This window comes from Ottowia thiooxydans, from assembly GCF_040548795.1.
Classification (GTDB): domain Bacteria; phylum Pseudomonadota; class Gammaproteobacteria; order Burkholderiales; family Burkholderiaceae_C; genus Ottowia; species Ottowia thiooxydans_A.
Genome location: NZ_JBEPSH010000004.1, coordinates 224,891 through 240,480, shown reverse-complemented (window position 1 = coordinate 240,480; position 15,590 = coordinate 224,891). Strand labels below are relative to the sequence as shown.

At 59.9% G+C, this 15,590-nt stretch carries 11 protein-coding genes; 7 read left to right on the top strand and 4 right to left on the bottom strand.

What is annotated here, in order from left to right; translation table 11 throughout:
• The first annotated feature begins 25 nt into the window (after nucleotides 1-25).
• The 3 genes from ABIE13_RS10695 to ABIE13_RS10685 all read left to right on the top strand — a co-directional run bounded on the left by ABIE13_RS10695 (nucleotide 26) and on the right by ABIE13_RS10685 (nucleotide 3,795).
• A complete protein-coding gene (locus ABIE13_RS10695) occupies nucleotides 26-1,378 on the top strand; it encodes an aspartate aminotransferase family protein (RefSeq protein ID WP_354443157.1) in 1,353 nt (450 codons plus the stop codon).
• Nucleotides 1,379-1,457: 79 nt separating this feature from the next.
• A complete protein-coding gene (locus ABIE13_RS10690) occupies nucleotides 1,458-2,975 on the top strand; it encodes a CoA-acylating methylmalonate-semialdehyde dehydrogenase (protein ID WP_354443155.1) in 1,518 nt (505 codons plus the stop codon).
• A 181-nt stretch (nucleotides 2,976-3,156) separates the two neighbouring features.
• Complete coding sequence (locus ABIE13_RS10685) at nucleotides 3,157-3,795, top strand: response regulator transcription factor (protein WP_354443153.1); 639 nt, start codon at nucleotides 3,157-3,159, stop codon at nucleotides 3,793-3,795.
• 35 nt (nucleotides 3,796-3,830) lie between these two features.
• Here ABIE13_RS10685 and ABIE13_RS10680 read toward each other — a convergent pair whose 3' ends face one another.
• Nucleotides 3,831-4,007: a hypothetical protein gene (locus ABIE13_RS10680; protein WP_354443151.1), complete on the bottom strand. Its 177-nt coding sequence runs from the start codon at nucleotides 4,005-4,007 to the stop codon at nucleotides 3,831-3,833.
• Here ABIE13_RS10680 and mltA point away from each other — a divergent pair.
• The gene (gene mltA, locus ABIE13_RS10675) at nucleotides 3,940-5,187 is read left to right on the top strand and encodes a murein transglycosylase A (protein WP_354443150.1); all 1,248 of its coding nucleotides are present in this window, start codon (nucleotides 3,940-3,942) and stop codon (nucleotides 5,185-5,187) included. The genes ABIE13_RS10680 and mltA overlap by 68 nt on opposite strands.
• A gap of 8 nt (nucleotides 5,188-5,195) precedes the next feature.
• Nucleotides 5,196-5,699 (top strand): hypothetical protein, encoded by a 504-nt coding sequence (locus ABIE13_RS10670; protein WP_354443148.1) that lies wholly within the window; start codon nucleotides 5,196-5,198, stop codon nucleotides 5,697-5,699.
• Between the two features lie 61 nt (nucleotides 5,700-5,760).
• On the opposite strand, the gene ABIE13_RS10665 is transcribed toward ABIE13_RS10670, so the two are convergent.
• Both ABIE13_RS10665 and ABIE13_RS10660 read right to left on the bottom strand, forming a co-directional pair.
• Nucleotides 5,761-6,726, bottom strand: a complete 966-nt coding sequence (locus ABIE13_RS10665; protein WP_354443146.1) for an ankyrin repeat domain-containing protein — start codon at nucleotides 6,724-6,726, stop codon at nucleotides 5,761-5,763.
• Between the two features lie 80 nt (nucleotides 6,727-6,806).
• On the bottom strand, nucleotides 6,807-8,828 hold the full coding sequence (locus tag ABIE13_RS10660; RefSeq protein ID WP_354443144.1) for a sensor histidine kinase: 2,022 nt from the start codon (nucleotides 8,826-8,828) through the stop codon (nucleotides 6,807-6,809).
• A 447-nt stretch (nucleotides 8,829-9,275) separates the two neighbouring features.
• Between ABIE13_RS10660 and ABIE13_RS10655 the strand changes: the two genes are divergently transcribed.
• Nucleotides 9,276-9,971 carry a response regulator transcription factor gene (locus tag ABIE13_RS10655; protein ID WP_354443142.1) on the top strand — a complete coding sequence of 232 codons (696 nt, stop codon included), beginning with the start codon at nucleotides 9,276-9,278 and terminating at the stop codon, nucleotides 9,969-9,971.
• 342 nt (nucleotides 9,972-10,313) lie between these two features.
• Entirely contained in the window at nucleotides 10,314-14,915 is a 4,602-nt protein-coding gene (locus tag ABIE13_RS10650; protein WP_354443140.1) for an IPTL-CTERM sorting domain-containing protein, read from the top strand.
• Nucleotides 14,916-15,039: 124 nt separating this feature from the next.
• On the opposite strand, the gene ABIE13_RS10645 is transcribed toward ABIE13_RS10650, so the two are convergent.
• A complete protein-coding gene (locus ABIE13_RS10645; protein WP_354443138.1) occupies nucleotides 15,040-15,528 on the bottom strand; it encodes an Lrp/AsnC family transcriptional regulator in 489 nt (162 codons plus the stop codon).
• Nucleotides 15,529-15,590 lie beyond the last annotated feature (62 nt).

The window sequence follows — 15,590 nt, the reverse complement described above, 5'->3', positions numbered from 1 at the left end:
CCGATCTATCAAGAAGAGGCACTTCATGAGCGTGACTACATCTCCCCAAACAGCCAGCATCCACCAGGACGCTGCCTGGCTAGAGGCCCACTGGATGCCTTTCACTGGCAACCGCCAGTTCAAGCGAGACCCGCGCATGATCGAGTCCGCTCAAGGGGCCTACTTCACCGACGGCGAAGGTCGCAAGGTTTTTGACGGCCTCTCCGGCCTCTGGTGTACGGGCCTGGGCCATGGCCGCCGCGAAATCGCCGAAGCGGTGGGTAAGCAAGCTGCCAAGCTCGACTATTCACCCGGGTTTCAGTTTGGCCATTCGCTGTCGTTTGAGCTGGCCAACCGTATCAAGGGCATCACGCCCGATGGGCTCGACTATGTGTTTTTCACGGCCAGCGGCTCCGAAGCCGCAGACACGGCGCTCAAGATGGCCCGGGCCTACTGGCGGTTGAAAGGCCAAGGCGGCAAGCAACTGCTGGTGGGGCGTGAGAAGGGCTACCACGGCGTGAACTTCGGCGGCATTTCGGTCGGTGGCATGGTCGGCAACCGCAAGCTCTATGGGCAAGGGGTGCCAGCGGATCATATTCCCCACACTCAACCGTCCATGGGCAGTTTCGTCAAGGGCCAGCCGGCTGAAGGCGGCAAGGCCTTGGCCGACAAATTGCTGGACGTGATTGCCTTGCACGATGCCAGCAACATCGCAGCGGTGATCGTCGAGCCTTTCAGCGGTTCGGGCGGCGTGGTGGTACCCCCTGTGGGCTACCTGCAGCGCCTGCGTGAGATCTGCACCCAGCACGACATCCTGTTGATCTTTGATGAGGTCATTACCGCCTTTGGCCGCTGCGGCAGCATGACCGGAGCGGAGGCGTTCGGCGTGACGCCAGACATCATGACCTTTGCCAAGCAGATCACCAACGGTGTCCAGCCACTGGGCGGCGTGGTGGCCAGCAAGCAGATCTATGACACCTTCATGGCGGCGGGCGGACCTGACTACATGCTCGAATTCGCGCATGGCTACACCTACAGCGCCCACCCTGTGGCTTGCGCGGCCGCCCTGGCTGCGCTCGATCTGCTGGAATCCGAAGATGGTCCGGCGCGGGTGCGGGCTCTGGCACCTCATTTCGAGGCGGCTGTGCACAGCCTCAAGGGTGCCAAGCACGTGCTGGATATTCGCAACTACGGGCTTGCTGCGGGGCTTTCCATTGCCCCCATTGGCGCAGAACCCGCCAAGCGCCCTTACGAGATCGCCATGCACTGCTGGAAAAACGGCTTCTACGTGCGCTATGGCGGTGACACCATTCAGCTGGCGCCACCGTTCATCAGTGAAAAAGCCGAAATCGATCGCATGGTGAGCGTGCTCGGCGATGCCTTGAACGCCACCGCCTGATCCCTTTTGATGCCGTCTTCGATTGCGCACGGGCTCCACGCGCAATCGAAGGCCAACTTTCCTTAATCTTCATTCATCCATGAACCGCGAACAACCCGTTACCTCCACTGTCGGCCACCTCATTGACGGCAAGATCGTCTCCGACGCCGCACGTACCCAGCCTATCTTCAACCCCGCCACGGGCCAGATCAACGGCCACGTCGCACTGGCATCCAAGGCGACCGTCGAGCAGGCCATCGCCTCCGCTGAGCGCGCTTTTCCTGAATGGCGCAACACGCCTCCCCTGAAGCGGGCGCGCGTCATGAGCCGTCTGAAAACGCTGCTGGAAGAAAACGCGGACCAGATCGCACAGCTCATCACAGCCGAACACGGCAAGGTGCTGAACGACGCTCAGGGCGAGTTGCAGCGCGGCATTGAAAACGTGGAGTACGCCAGCTACGCGCCTGAATTGCTCAAGGGCGAGCACTCGCGCAATGCCGGCCCCGGCATCGACTCCTGGGCGGAACACCAGGCGCTGGGTGTCACTGCAGGCATCACCCCGTTCAACTTCCCGGCCATGGTGCCTCTGTGGATGTGGCCCATGGCTGTTGCCTGCGGCAATACCTTTGTGCTCAAGCCTTCGGAGCGCGATCCGAGCAGCGCCTTGTTCATTGCTGAGCTGGCCCTTCAGGCCGGATTGCCACCCGGTGTGCTGAACGTGGTCAACGGTGACAAGGAAGCGGTGGACACCCTCTTGCACGACACCCGCGTAAAAGCGGTCAGCTTCGTCGGATCCACCCCTATCGCAGAGTACATTTATTCTGAAGGCTGCAAGGCCGGCAAGCGGGTGCAGGCCCTCGGTGGTGCCAAGAACCACGCGGTGGTCATGCCTGATGCCGATGTCGCCAATGCGGTCACTGCCATGATGGGCGCTGCCTACGGCAGTTGCGGTGAGCGCTGCATGGCCGTGCCTCTGATCGTGTGCGTGGGCGACGAAGTGGCCGATAAGATGCTCGCCGGCTTGAAGACTGAGATCGCCAAGATGAAGGTGGGTCCCGGCACGGACAACAGCAACGACATGGGACCGCTGGTCACCAAGCCGCACTTCGAGAAAGTCAAAGGCTATGTGGACCAGGGCGTGGCAGAAGGCGCAGAGCTGCTCATCGATGGTCGTGGATTGAAAGTGCCCGGCCACGAAGATGGCTATTTCCTGGGCCCCTGCCTGTTCGATCACGTCAAGCCTGGCATGCGCATCTACCAGGAAGAGATCTTCGGCCCCGTGCTGGGCATTGTGCGCGTGAAGACGCTGGATGAGGGCATGAAACTCATCAACGACCACGAATACGGCAACGGCACCTGCATTTTCACCCGCGACGGGGAAGCTGCGCGTTACTTCACAGATCACATCCAGGTGGGCATGGTGGGCGTGAACGTGCCCCTGCCAGTGCCGGTGGCGTACCACTCCTTTGGGGGTTGGAAGCGCAGCTTGTTTGGTGATCTGCACGCCTACGGCCCCGATGCCGTGCGCTTCTATACCAAGCGTAAAACCATCACGCAGCGCTGGCCTTCAGCAGGTGTGCGTGAAGGGGCCATGTTCAGCTTCCCATCAAGCCGGTAAACACTTGGGGCCAAGCTGAACAAGTTCTCAGCACGCCCCATCCCTGGACTCGGGCGATCTGCGCGGTTGCAAATGCTCGCGATACCACTCGGTATCACTGTGCTTTGCGCCTACGCATCTCATCCCGATTCACGGCGCGTCGTACACGACATCTTGTTCAGCATTGCCTTAAACTCGGTGCATGACGCGCCTTAACGACGCCACTGTTTACATCATCGACGACGACGCCATTGTCCGCGAGGCCATGGCGTGGTTGTTGCGTTCGCGAAGGCTGTTGTCTGAGTCCTTCGACAGTGCGGAGGCGTTCGAGAGAATGCTGGACGACTCCACGCGCGGAACGTTGCGACTGACACACCCTGGTTGCATCCTGCTCGATGTCCGCATGCCCGGCATGAGCGGCCTGGCGCTGTTTGACAGGCTCGCCGAGCGAGGGATCGTCCAGGCATGGCCGGTGATCTTTTTGACCGGACATGCTGATATCCCTACTGCAGTGGATGCCGTCAAACGAGGCGCTTTTGATTTTTGCGAGAAACCGTTCTCGGACAACGGCCTGGTGGACCGTGTGGAGCAGGCGCTGGCGGAATCGGCCGGACGCGTGGCTCATCTGGCAGAACGGCAGGCGGTGAAGTCCCGCGTGGCTGAACTGACGGAGAGGGAACAGGGCGTGATGCGGCTGGTTGCCAGCGGGCGTCCCAACAAACTGATCGCTGACGAGCTGGGAATCAGCGTGCGCACGGTCGAAGTGCACCGTGCCCGGGTATTCGAGAAAATGGATGTCAAATCCGCAGTCGAGCTGGCCAATTCGCTACAAAAAATATAGAGCTGGGCGCGCTCGCCCAGTGGACTGGCCCATAATCAGCCCTTTGGCGGCGGTTCCTCCTGAGAGGATTCGTCCCGCTCTTTACCTGCCTCATTCGTCTGATCGTGATGCCCTGGCAACTCTCCCTTGTTGCGGCCGGCGAACATGGTCCACCATACGATCAGCCCGAGTAGCAATAACGCCCCAAGTGCTTCCAGCAAAATCACGGTCATGAATCGATTGTTCCGGTTTTTTTGTGCAGCTTGCATTGTAGGAATGTTGGCGAGCTGCGCTGTGCGGCCGACTCCTCAGCCGGCACCCCTGCCTCCATCAGTGCCCACTTCGCCACCCGACGCCAGCATGCCTCCCGTGGTCGACCCGGGGGACATGCTGCCACTTCCGGCCGCTCGTCAAACTGCCCGTAGTCGCTGGGTGCCGGTGCGCTGGGCCGAACTTCCAGGCTTTGAGCAGGATTCACTGGATGAAGCCTGGAACGCCTTCATCAAGAGTTGCGAGCGCCCGGGCACGACCTTTGCCCGTTTGTGCAGCGAAGTGAGGCGTTTGTCGCTGAGTACAGCAGAAGAGCAAAGGCTCTGGTTGCGGGCAAGGTTGCAGCCGTATCGTGTGGAGCCGCTGGGCGGACCTTCCGCCCCCGGTGGTGATGGTCTCCTGACCAGCTACTTTGAACCTGTCTACGACGCATCGCGCGTTGCTCGGCCTGGCTTCGGTGTCCCTATCTACCGCGTACCACCGACCCTCGCTCAACGCAAGCCGTGGTTCACGCGCCAGGAAATGGACCTTCTTCCCGAGGCTCGGGCTCAACTCGCTGGCCAGGAATTGGTCTGGCTGGCCGACCCCCTGGACGCCTTGATCCTGCAGATCCAAGGCTCGGGGCGTGTCCGCGTGCAGGAGGCCGATGGCAGCCAGCGCATGGTCCGCCTGGCTTTCGCCGCCACCAATGACCAGCCTTACCGCAGTCCTGGCAAGTGGCTCATTGACCAGGGCTTGCTGCGCGGCGATGCGACCTGGCCAGGCATTCGCAATGTCTTGCTGGCCAACCCGCAGCGGCAACAGGACTTTCTCTGGAGCAACCCGCGCATGGTGTTCTTCCGTGAGGAAGCCATGTCACCATTGGATGCGCAATTTGGCCCACGCGGCGCACAGGGCGTGCCGCTCACGCCTGGCCGTTCAATTGCAGTCGATCCGCAAAGCATTCCCTATGGCACGCCGGTGTGGATGGCCTCGCAAGGCCCGGTTGCCAACCTTCAGCGGCTGGTGCTGGCGCAAGATACTGGCAGCGCCATTGTGGGTGCCGTGCGCGCGGATTACTTCGCAGGTTGGGGGCCGGAAGCGGGTGAGTTCGCTGGCCGCATGAAACAGCCCCTGAAGCTTTGGGTGCTTTGGCCTAGATAGGTCCCGGGATGCCGCGGGGCCCACTGTCCATCTTCCGCGATGAGGGGGCGCTCTTCAAGCGCTCCCTGGGCTCGTTTGCGGTGATCCTGTGTGCCGCCTCGCTCACCGCATGCGCATCCTTACGAGACGCATCCCGGCTGTCTTATGTCTGTCCCAATGATTTGCGTTTCGAGGCCCGTCTCTACCAGGACATGGCCATTCTCGAAGGTTGGAGGGGCCATGCCGTGCTGGCACGCATCGCGGGCCAGGAGGGTCCGGAGACCTCACCGGCCTATGCCGATGAAACAGTACGAGCCAACTTCGGGCTGGGTATGGACGGCCGCCTGGCTCGCCTGGACTACACCAGCATTCCCGAGCCCATGTATTGTCAGCGCGTTCTAGCGCCGGGCGACAATGCCCCTGCGAAGGCCGCAGAGCGAGAAGGCCCCAAGGCTCCGCCTCCGCCGCCTGATCCCAATGCGCCCATCCAGACCAATATCATCATCGGACCAGGCCCGATTGACGGTGGCTAGGTGCATGGTCGGCAGAAGGTAGCCTCTGGCTCCACGCTCCTGACGTCAATGCAGGTCAAATTCAGGGCGCGCCAGACGACTCGGAGAATGCAAGAGCCAAACTCTCCAATCCTCTCTCCATGGCTCGCGCTCGTACAACCGCCTTGTCGGGGTTTCCGCCCTGAAATCCAAGCAGACGCGCAGCGTCCGCCAGATCATCTTCGGAGGCCACAGCGCCCGCTCTCAGAAGGTGGTCCATCGCCTGCAGATTCGCAGCTTCTGCAGCCAGATTCAATGCGGTGCCACATCCGGGCGTCGACACATTGAGATCACCCCCAGACTTTTGAATTGCGTCGGCGATCAGGCCGACCACTTCCCACCGGCCCATGTAGGCTGCCCGTGTCAGCGGCGTGAACCCGAACTCGTTGACCGGACTCAGGTCGCCACCGGATTGCAGCAGTCCCTCTATCAACACCGCCGCTGCCTGGGCGTGTCCTTTGTATGCGGCCTCTGCCAGAGCAGTGAAGCCCTGGCTATTTGGTGCATTGAGATCACCACCGGATCGCAACAAGCTCTGCACCAGTCGCTCCACCACCTGGTGATGTCCCTCCAGCGCGGCTACCGCGAGGGGTGTCGATCCATGGGGGCTGTGGGTGTTGGCGTCCACGCCCGCACGCTCCAGTATTGCCAGCAGATGCTCCATGGCTTCGAGATCGTTCTCGATTGCGGCTAAAGTCAATGCAGCCGGACCTGCGCGCTCCGGGGCTGCACCTTGACGCAACAGCTCCAGCAGGGCGTCCAGGTCCCTGCGTTGAAACGCATCGGCTACAGCAAGCGATACAGAGGAGTTCTGAAACACCGCCGCCAAACAGACGTCTTGCAGGCATTGGGCTTGGTCCTCGGCGACTACAGCGCTTGCGTGCACCTCGCTTGCTTTGACCTCAACCAATTCCGGAGTGGGCGCTGGGAAGGAAGCAGGTGACTGGGAAAAAATTTCTTCCGTTCGCAGGGCGAAGGTGTGGCGGGGTTCCTGAAGGAGACCAAGCATGTCTTACTGAGGCGAAAGTTGTGGGGGGACGATTGTCTCGGGAAATCGACGCGGACCACGCTTTAACCTCAGATAGAGTTTCAGGCAACTCCCTGCAAAACCAGGGTAAAGCACGTGCCGCCGCCCTGAGCTTGCTCCACTCTGACGTCCCCCCCATGCAGGCGAGCCACACGACGTGCCACCCACAATCCCAATCCAAAGCCGCGAGTCTCGTCTCCGCGCCCACCGCGTTCGTAGCGGTCGAATATCCGCTGGGCGAGCTCGGGCGGCATACCGGGTCCTTCGTCGGCCACGGAAAACTCAAGCTGGCCTTGCGCGTTGCGTCGCGCGGCGACTGTGATTTCCCCAGCGTTGGCGTGTTTCACGGCGTTGTCCACCAGATTCGACAGCGCCATGTGAACCAGTGTGGGATCACAAGGCCACTCGGCGGGCGCGTCCTCAATGACCAAGCGCAAATGGTGACGCGTCGACCACCGAACGAGTTGCGCAGCATCTTCGACCAGCGGCGGGATCGCCGCTTCACTGATCCTCAGCCCGAAGCTTGGAGCGTCCAGCCTCTCGCTCACCAGGCAGTTCTCCACCAGGGCGGTCAATCTCCGGCAGGCGCGACGGATCTGAGTGGCGCGTCCCACCTGAGCAGGCAAATCGGGCGATGGAAACGTGGCTTGCTCGGTGGCGGCACTGTCTATGACGGTCAGGGGTGTGCGGAATTCATGGTTCACCATGTCAAAGAACTGGCGTTGTTCCAGTCGCGAGGCGCGTTCACTTTCCAGCGCCGCCTGTAGTGCATTCTGGGCTTGCAGCAGCTCACCCGTGCGGTGGCGCACTCGGGCCTCCAGGGAGAGTTCAGACTGCTCCAGGGAGCTCACCAGGTGGGCCTGACGCAGCACGGAGGCCCGGAATCGCTGAACCAGGCGCAGGCCCACTGCGACCGCGATCATGGTATTGAACAACAGCACCATGAACTGCCAATAGGCTCCAGTGAAGACGTTAGCCGGTAGCAATCCCACGATACTGGCGCTCACGTAGGCGCCTAGAACGGCGTAGATGGCATAAGGCGTCAACACCAGCAGGGACGCGATGGAGGGACCGTCGCGTCGCATGTTCGAGTAGCCAATCCACGTTGCCAGCACGCTGACCAGCCAAGGTGTTGAGATGGAGATCGCAGCCAGCGGCGTGAACCATGTACTGCCGACGCTGGCTACGCCCAACATCAGGGCTATGGTGAGGATATGGAGGACCTTATCCAGACGACGCCAGGGGGTCTCACGCGTCAGCAGATGGCGGGCCAGCCACGTGAAGGAGGCTGGAAGTAGAAAAACCCCCGTGCTGACCAGAGGGTCGGCCCATCTTGACCAGTCTTCAGGCAGCCAAAGTTGCGCGTAACCCCGAACGTTGATGCCGTGAATGAAGCCTATGGCGGCGAACACCGCCATGGCTGTGATGACCCTCATGCGAAGCGCCAAGGCGGCACCTCCCAGCAGCAACGCCAATAGCAAACTGATTCCGAGAAACGCGCCAGAGGCCCACTCCATGGCGGCCAGCTGGGCCATCAATTCCGAACTGCGAAACACGACGGCGTACATATGCGTGGCGCTGCTCGTCTGTACGCGCAGAAGAAGCGGCTGACCCTCCTGAAGCGGAAACACCAGTTGGCGTACGCGCACGCGAGCAGACATGGACACGGCATCACCGCTTTTGAGCTCGCGCCAACCGGTGCCGTCCTGGTTGGGCTGATAGAGCCCCACGTTGTCCAGGTAAGTGGGGGTGACCATCAACCACGGAGGGTCTTGCGTACCACCAGCGGGCGATGGTGTGCCTGTGCGCAACCAAAAAGCGTGGTGGCTATACCCTTTGTTGAGCGCGCCATGCTGGACCACGAAAGCGCTGTCAGGTAGCGCGGCGACTTCTGTCACTGACAGTCGCCCGCCCGGGTCTTCCAGCACGCGCACGGGAACGTCAATGCCCAGCCGGGTTCCCTTGGACTGCGGCCACAGCTGTGCGGGGCCGAACAGGCACAGGGCCACCAGTCCGAGCGACACGACAACCCAACATAAAAACGCCGCGGTGGCGGCCGGGCCAAAACTTTCGTATCGCTTCATGATCTGCTTTGAAAAGAGGATGTGAAACAGCCATTGCGGTGTCTCCGCGAATCACCAGCGCCTGAATCATTTGAATGTCTGGCTTGGCGCTTTGGTGACGCCATCTGAGCACGTTGCCTACGGTGTGCGTCAGCTTGCGAATGTAGAGCGTGTTGCAAAAAGGAGTGCGAACTACCTCCCACTTCTAACACCTTGGTACCAATCCTTCCAGGCACTTATTCGGTGCATGCACATCTCACATCGTGAGTATTCCAATGTTTCAGGTCACAGAACCTATGTTTCGCTGAATACAAAAACTATCAATAAAGGACTCTTCTTTTGGAAAGTTTGAGTAAAAGGACTGAAAATGTAAATTAAATCCAAGTTTGTTAGTTTCGTGAGTCCTTGCGAGTAATCGAGCATGGCTGGCGTACAGAGGTTTCGTGACAATCGAAATCCAATTTCATCATGCAATTTCCCCAAACAGCCCCCTCCGTCATCGCAGTCGTCGAAGACGACGAAGACATTCGTGCCAATGTTTGCGGCTTCCTCAACAAAAGTGGCCTGCGCGCGTGGGGCGCTGAATCCGCAGAGGATTTCTACGTCCGTCTGTTGAACGAGCGGGCTGACCTTATCGTCGTCGACCTGGGCCTGCCTGGCGAGAGCGGTATGAGTCTCGTGAAGCGATTGACGCAGCAAGGCGTGGCGGTGATTGTATTGACGGCGCGCGGAGAGTTGGAGAGCCGGATTGCCGGCTTGAATGCGGGCGCCCTGCAGTACTTTGTCAAACCCGCTGATCTGAATGAATTGGTGGCAGGTATCCGCTCACAGCTGCGCCATGCCGGCAGCGGTGCGTCCGCGCAACCGGGGCAAGCCGTACCCTGGCGCCTGGATGGGTCCAAGGCCGTGTTGGTCGCGCCCAATCAGCAATCCGTTTCACTCACGACGCGTGAGTTTGATCTCGTGAGTTCACTGATCGCTGCCCAGGGTGGTTTGGTGACCAAGCAGGCCTTGCTACATGCCATGGGAACGGATGACATGGAAGACGGCTTTCACCGTATCGAGTCGCAATTGACCCGTTTGAGGCGCAAGACCCTGGATGCCACCGGACTCCCCCTGCCCGTGCGGGCAGTATTTGGCAAGGGCTTGGTGTTTTTGCCCTGAGTTTGCATTTTCTGCCAAGTCTTTTGCACCCTTTCTTCAGAACCTGAGTTGACCCGATTCGGCTGTGCGTAGAGCCACTGGATCTTTGACAGTTCATTGCCCTCCATCAAGGGGTAAATTCTGGACTGGGTTTTAAATATAACCTTAGTTCCTAAGTTACTAGTTCTTTATGATTTAATTCGCGATTTGTGAGGGGTCGTGAGTAGCTGAATGTGGCACGGTATTGGTGGGCTCCCTAGATTACCGTGCAAAGGCGCTCCGCACGTCGCCTGTTTTATTCACAGGGGTCTGCGTAATCCAGGGAGGGTGGCAGAGCCTGCAAATTCCAAGGAAAAGTCACTCATGCAACATCGATTGCTATCTCTGCCCCTGCCCGATTGGCCGGATTCCACGAAGTTGAATGCAGGGACATCGGTTTCAGGACCTCGAGCACTCGCTTGGAGCCGATGGCTTCGCGCGGGGGTTCTGCTTGCGAGTCTCGTTGCGGCGTCCGGTGCCTCAGCGCAGAGCTTCCTGGCAAATAAGAAATTCAGCAGCAGCCAGGCCTTCGCCAACGGCTCGGTCACTCTGACGTTCGATTTGTTCAACTCACGCGCAGAAACCTTGAGCGCGGGTTTGCAAGACAGGCTTCCAGATACTTCCCCTGCCGGCCAGCTCTGGTTTTCCACCGCGGACAATGCCAGTGCCAGTGGGGTTTTGGGCTGCACTACCGGTACTGTCACTTTCTCCGATTTTCTGGATGCGCCCGCGAACACCAAGGCGCAGACAGTCACCATCACGGGTGCCGCGGTGCCCGCGCAGCCCGCAGGGCTCATCACGCCTAACTGTCAGGTGAGTTTGCCCGTCCATGTAGGCAGCGTCGGCACCGATAGCAACGTCACCAACAGCGTGGCTGAAGGCGTGGCCAGTGCAAGCAATGCGAACAGCGACGTCTTCCTGTCAGATGCATTTTCAGCGTCGCTGCTTATCAGGGCGCCTGTCAACCCGCTGGTGACAAGCAAGTCTTTCACGCCGGCAGTGATCCCCTCGGGCGGCGCTTCCACGCTTCAGATCACGATCAACAACAACACCAGTCCGGCAGCAATGGCCAATAACGTGGCCTTTACCGACAACTTGCCCAGCGGTGTGACTGCAACCGGAATTCCTGCATTCTCAGGCTGTGGTGCGCCCACCAGCGCAACAACGTCGGGGGCCACCACGGTTGTCATGACGGGGGGCACGATTGCGGCAGGAGCCACCTGCACCATCACGGTCCCGGTCACCGCCATCGGCTCAGGCCCCTTGCTCAATACCATCCCTGTGGGAGGGGTGACGGCTACTGGCTACAGCAATACCGTCGATGCCAACGGCACGCTGAATGTCCGCGACACCATCAAGATGACCAAGGTCATCCAAAGCCCAGGCAACAGCAACCAGTGGCGTACCGATACTTTGCCGACGCCTGGCAACCTTTATGGTGCGGCTACGACCTTCACACAAGGCGCGGCTTCGGCCACGGTCAATCAGCCCGTGCCTGTACGGGTGTACTTCAGCAATCCGTCTGGCACAGCTCTCACGGGCGGAGCCCTGACCGATGCACTGCCTAACGGCATTGTCGCCGTGGGTGGTATTGCGGGTGGTACATGCGCGTGGCCTGGCACAGCGCCGACCATTCCCGTCGGCGCCACATCAGTCTCGTTCGGTGGCGTCAATAGCTTCAACGTTCCTGCGGCCAATCTGGGGACGGGCGTGTTGGGCAGCTGTTACGTTGAATTCTGGGTCAAGGCCACTTCCACATTCACGAACAACACGAACGCCCTCAGTACATCGAACATCAACTTCACGGGGATCAATTCCAACAACATCGAAGCCTCGACCTCGGCCACCATGAACGCCACCGGGGTGCCTGGAGGCGGCGCTGGCGCCGTCACCGTGGAAAAGCGCTTCTACCAGGCCGACGGCACCAACCAGACCGGAAACACCCCCATCCGAGTTGAAAAGGGCGAGGCATTCTGGATGCGCGTGGCGGTGCGCAATACGGTGTATGACTCCGTCTACACCAATGGATCGGTGGTGGACACGCTTCCATTGGGATTGAAGGTCGCTACACCGCTGAATGTGCGTTTGCTGCAGAATCCGCCGACGGGCAATCAGTCCTATCCGCAGGGTTGTGGGAACCAGACGGCTGCCACTCACCCGACAGACGGCGGGGTCAGTGTGAGCACTGTGGGTGGCCAGGACGTCATCACCTACAGCGGTTGGACTTTGCACAGTGGTGCAGGCTCCAATAACCAAACTGTCACCAACCAGGGCTGTTTCTACGCCATCCAATTGGTGAGTGACGCAACTCTGTCACCATCCGGTGGGGATTACATCAATACCATCAGTGCCAATACGGTCACGGCCTCTGCGGGCGCTCAAGCTGTGACTAACCCGAGCGGCGTTTCGGCACGGGTTATCGTTCGATCCGATTTGGATGCTTCCAAGTCGTTCAATCCGAGCACCATCGGCGCCGCTGGCGGCGCGCGAACACGCCTGACCATCTCGTTCAACAACAAGAACGCTGCAGTTCCCATCACCAATCTGGCAGTCACTGACAACCTCCCCAGCGATGCAAACTTTGGCACATTGACGGTCGCCTCACCGCCTGGTTTGAACAACACCTGCGGGGGTACGGTCACGGCTGTGCCCGGTCAGAGTTCTGTCTCACTCACAGGCGGTACGGTCGCCGTTAGTGGCACCTGCTCGATCGAAGTGGACGTGCTGCACAGCGGTGGAAACGGCAATCCGGGTTCCATCGTCAACACGATCACGACCAACGGTGTCACCAATGACCAGAATCAAAGCAACAACGAAGCCATTACCGCAACACTTACCAAGGGCAGTTTGGGCGTTAGCGTCAACAAGGTTTTTGCAGCAAGTCAGGCTCTGGGAGGCCGTGCCGTCAAACTGACCTTGAATTTCAGTGCCACGAGCGCCAGCACCGTGGCGCAGAACCTGATCACGCTGACAGACAACCTGCCCGCAGGCATGGAAGTGGCGCCTAATGCCAATATTTCGACTACTTGCCAGAAGCAGAATGGCGATCCAGCGGACGTCCAGATCCCACCAGCGCGCAATAGCTTCACCATTTCGGGTTTCCGATTCAGCGCCTACAGCAATGGAGCGGCGCCACACAATAGTTGCGCCATGTCGCTTGATGTGATCCTGACCACCACAGGAAACAAGACCAATACCATTCCAAGAGGCGCTATCGGTACCGATATGGGCTCCAGCAACGCGAGCCCAAGCTCGGCCACTTTGTCTGCCCTGGCGAACACCGCCTTGCAAAAACAGTTCAACCCCAAGCGGGTGGAAGTGGGTTCGCCCAGCACCATGACGCTGACACTGGTCAACGTCAACATCGAGGCGCGCAATGATTTTTCTCTGACTGACACGCTTCCTTCGGGTATGGTCGTGGCGGCCGGCGCATCGTCTCACACGTGCGGCAACGGCGCCTTGACTGCTGTCCAAGGCAGTGGATCGGTCTCCATCACAGGCGGTGATGTGGCGGCCAACGCGAGCTGCACGATCACCGTACCGGTTACTGTGACGGTGGCCAACGCTTATGTAAACGGTCCGAGCAATTTCAACGCCAGCAACTTTATCGACCTGAGCCAAGCCCGAGATGAGCTCGAAGGCTATGCCAGTTCATTGCGTGGAACGGTGTTCGTAGATCCTGACTTGAACGGTGGCACCACCGGCTTTGTACCGGCTGCTGACACCGGCTTGGGCGGCGTGGCCATGGATTTGCTGCGCAACGGCACGGTGATTGCGTCTGCAGTCACTGCGACCACTGATCTGGCAGCAGGTGCAACGTTTACCAATACGGTCAATGGTGCCCCCGTGACCTGCACGGTGCCGGCGGGTGGCCTGGCCGCAGGCCAGTACCTGTTCTGCAACCTGCCTTCTGGCGAGGACTACAGCGTACGCCAGACGCAGCCCACCGGCTACACCTCCACAGGGAACAAGGCGGGGACCGCAGGCGGAACGCCTGAAGTGCTGGGAGGCACGACAGAGGTCATCGACGGCATCACGGTACGTCCTGAAGAAAATGAGTCTGGCTACGACTTTGGGGAGTATGAGCATGAGATCACCAATGTGTCCGGTCGTGTGTACATCGAGACCGGAGCCAACCAAATCGACGACGGCAATGGTGTCGATCCCGGCATGATCACGACGGTGGCCATCACCTGTACCGGGCCTGGGGATGTTCCTGGCTACAGCAACAGCATGACGACCGGTGCGGACGGCACCTACCGCTTCACCGGCATGCTGCCAGGTGCTGAATGCACCATTACAGAAACGCAGCCTGTGGATTACAGCAACGCGTACACACAGACCGGTATGACGGGCGAGCCAGGCGTTCTCGGACCCCTGAATGCCGGCGAATATGGCCAGCCAGGCGACAGCGTGATCGCCTCTCTCGTGGTGCCGGCAGCGGGCTCGCCCTTCAACAACTTCGCGGAAATCCGCCTCGCCGATATGAGCAGCACGACGGTGTGCACGCCGCTGAGCGGTCTTCCAGGTACATTGGTGAGCTGTACGGTCACTTGCACGAACGCTGGGCCCAACAGTGCGGAAAATGCCTTCTGCTCCGTGCCCAATGCTCCTGCCCTGCCAGGCGCGCCGGTGCCTGTTTGCGGCAATTCACCCCAAGCGCTGCTCGGCGCCGGTGAATCGCTCAGCTGTTCTCTCAACTTCGCGTTGCCTAACGTGCCCGGTGAGATTCCAGTTCGCGGGGTGACAGGCGCAGATAACGACACCAATGGCGGAGGGGTGCCCACCGACGGCAACAACCCTTCAAGCGAAAATGTGTCTGCGCTGCTCATAGCGCCTGTGCCCACTGTGGGCGCGCTGGCTCTTGTTCTAATGGGTATGTTGCTGGCCGGCTTTGCCTATCGCCAACAGCGCCGACGCGGTTAATTGAGCTTTGCCCACTGCATAGCTCATTGAATCCGCTGCGGCGGGGAAGCCGCTCACCAGAAATGGTGAGCGGCTTTTTTGCGCCTGCGCACATTGATCGCAAGCCTGGCAGAAGCCTTCCACATCAGCGTCCTTTTTTTTGCGTCAGATGACCCAGCGGTAGCGCGCCGACGGCTTTCACTTCGCCGAGAGAAAAGCTTGTGTGCAGATCCTTGACGCCGGGAAGATCGAGCAGTACGTCGCGGGTAAACTGACTGAAGGTATCGAGATCCCGGCTGACCACCTGTAGCTCGAAGGTGCCGCTGCCGCTGATGTAATGGCAGGAGATGACCTCAGGCAGGCGCCGGATGTGCTCCTCCAGCTCTCTCGTCACACTCCCTGCATTGCGCTCGGCATCCAAGCGCACGAAGGCCAGCACGCCCAAGCCGATCTTGTGCCGATCGATTTCGGCGTGATAGCCGCGGATAAAGCCTGCCTCTTCCAATGCCTTCACGCGGCGCCAGCACGGTGCTGCGGAAAGCCCTACACGCTGTGCCAACTCGGTATTGGTGAGACGTCCGTCGGCTTGCAGATGCTGCAGGATGGCCAGATCGTAGGAATCAAGTGTTTCCATTAAAGCTTGATTTGAGAAAGAAAATTGCTAAAAATGGGTTCAAGAGGGAACTTAAAGAATAC

Excerpts from the sequence above, each read along its gene's own strand:
- ABIE13_RS10645 (WP_354443138.1), bottom strand. The coding sequence starts at position 15,528 with ATGGAAACACTTGATTCCTACGATCTGGCCATCCTGCAGCATCTGCAA.
- ABIE13_RS10655 (WP_354443142.1), top strand. The coding sequence starts at position 9,276 with ATGCAATTTCCCCAAACAGCCCCCTCCGTCATCGCAGTCGTCGAAGAC.
- ABIE13_RS10695 (WP_354443157.1), top strand. The coding sequence starts at position 26 with ATGAGCGTGACTACATCTCCCCAAACAGCCAGCATCCACCAGGACGCT.
- ABIE13_RS10690 (WP_354443155.1), top strand. The coding sequence starts at position 1,458 with ATGAACCGCGAACAACCCGTTACCTCCACTGTCGGCCACCTCATTGAC.
- ABIE13_RS10660 (WP_354443144.1), bottom strand. The coding sequence starts at position 8,828 with ATGAAGCGATACGAAAGTTTTGGCCCGGCCGCCACCGCGGCGTTTTTA.
- ABIE13_RS10680 (WP_354443151.1), bottom strand. The coding sequence starts at position 4,007 with ATGACCGTGATTTTGCTGGAAGCACTTGGGGCGTTATTGCTACTCGGG.
- mltA (WP_354443150.1), top strand. The coding sequence starts at position 3,940 with ATGGTCCACCATACGATCAGCCCGAGTAGCAATAACGCCCCAAGTGCT.
- ABIE13_RS10670 (WP_354443148.1), top strand. The coding sequence starts at position 5,196 with ATGCCGCGGGGCCCACTGTCCATCTTCCGCGATGAGGGGGCGCTCTTC.
- ABIE13_RS10685 (WP_354443153.1), top strand. The coding sequence starts at position 3,157 with ATGACGCGCCTTAACGACGCCACTGTTTACATCATCGACGACGACGCC.
- ABIE13_RS10665 (WP_354443146.1), bottom strand. The coding sequence starts at position 6,726 with ATGCTTGGTCTCCTTCAGGAACCCCGCCACACCTTCGCCCTGCGAACG.
- ABIE13_RS10650 (WP_354443140.1), top strand. The coding sequence starts at position 10,314 with ATGCAACATCGATTGCTATCTCTGCCCCTGCCCGATTGGCCGGATTCC.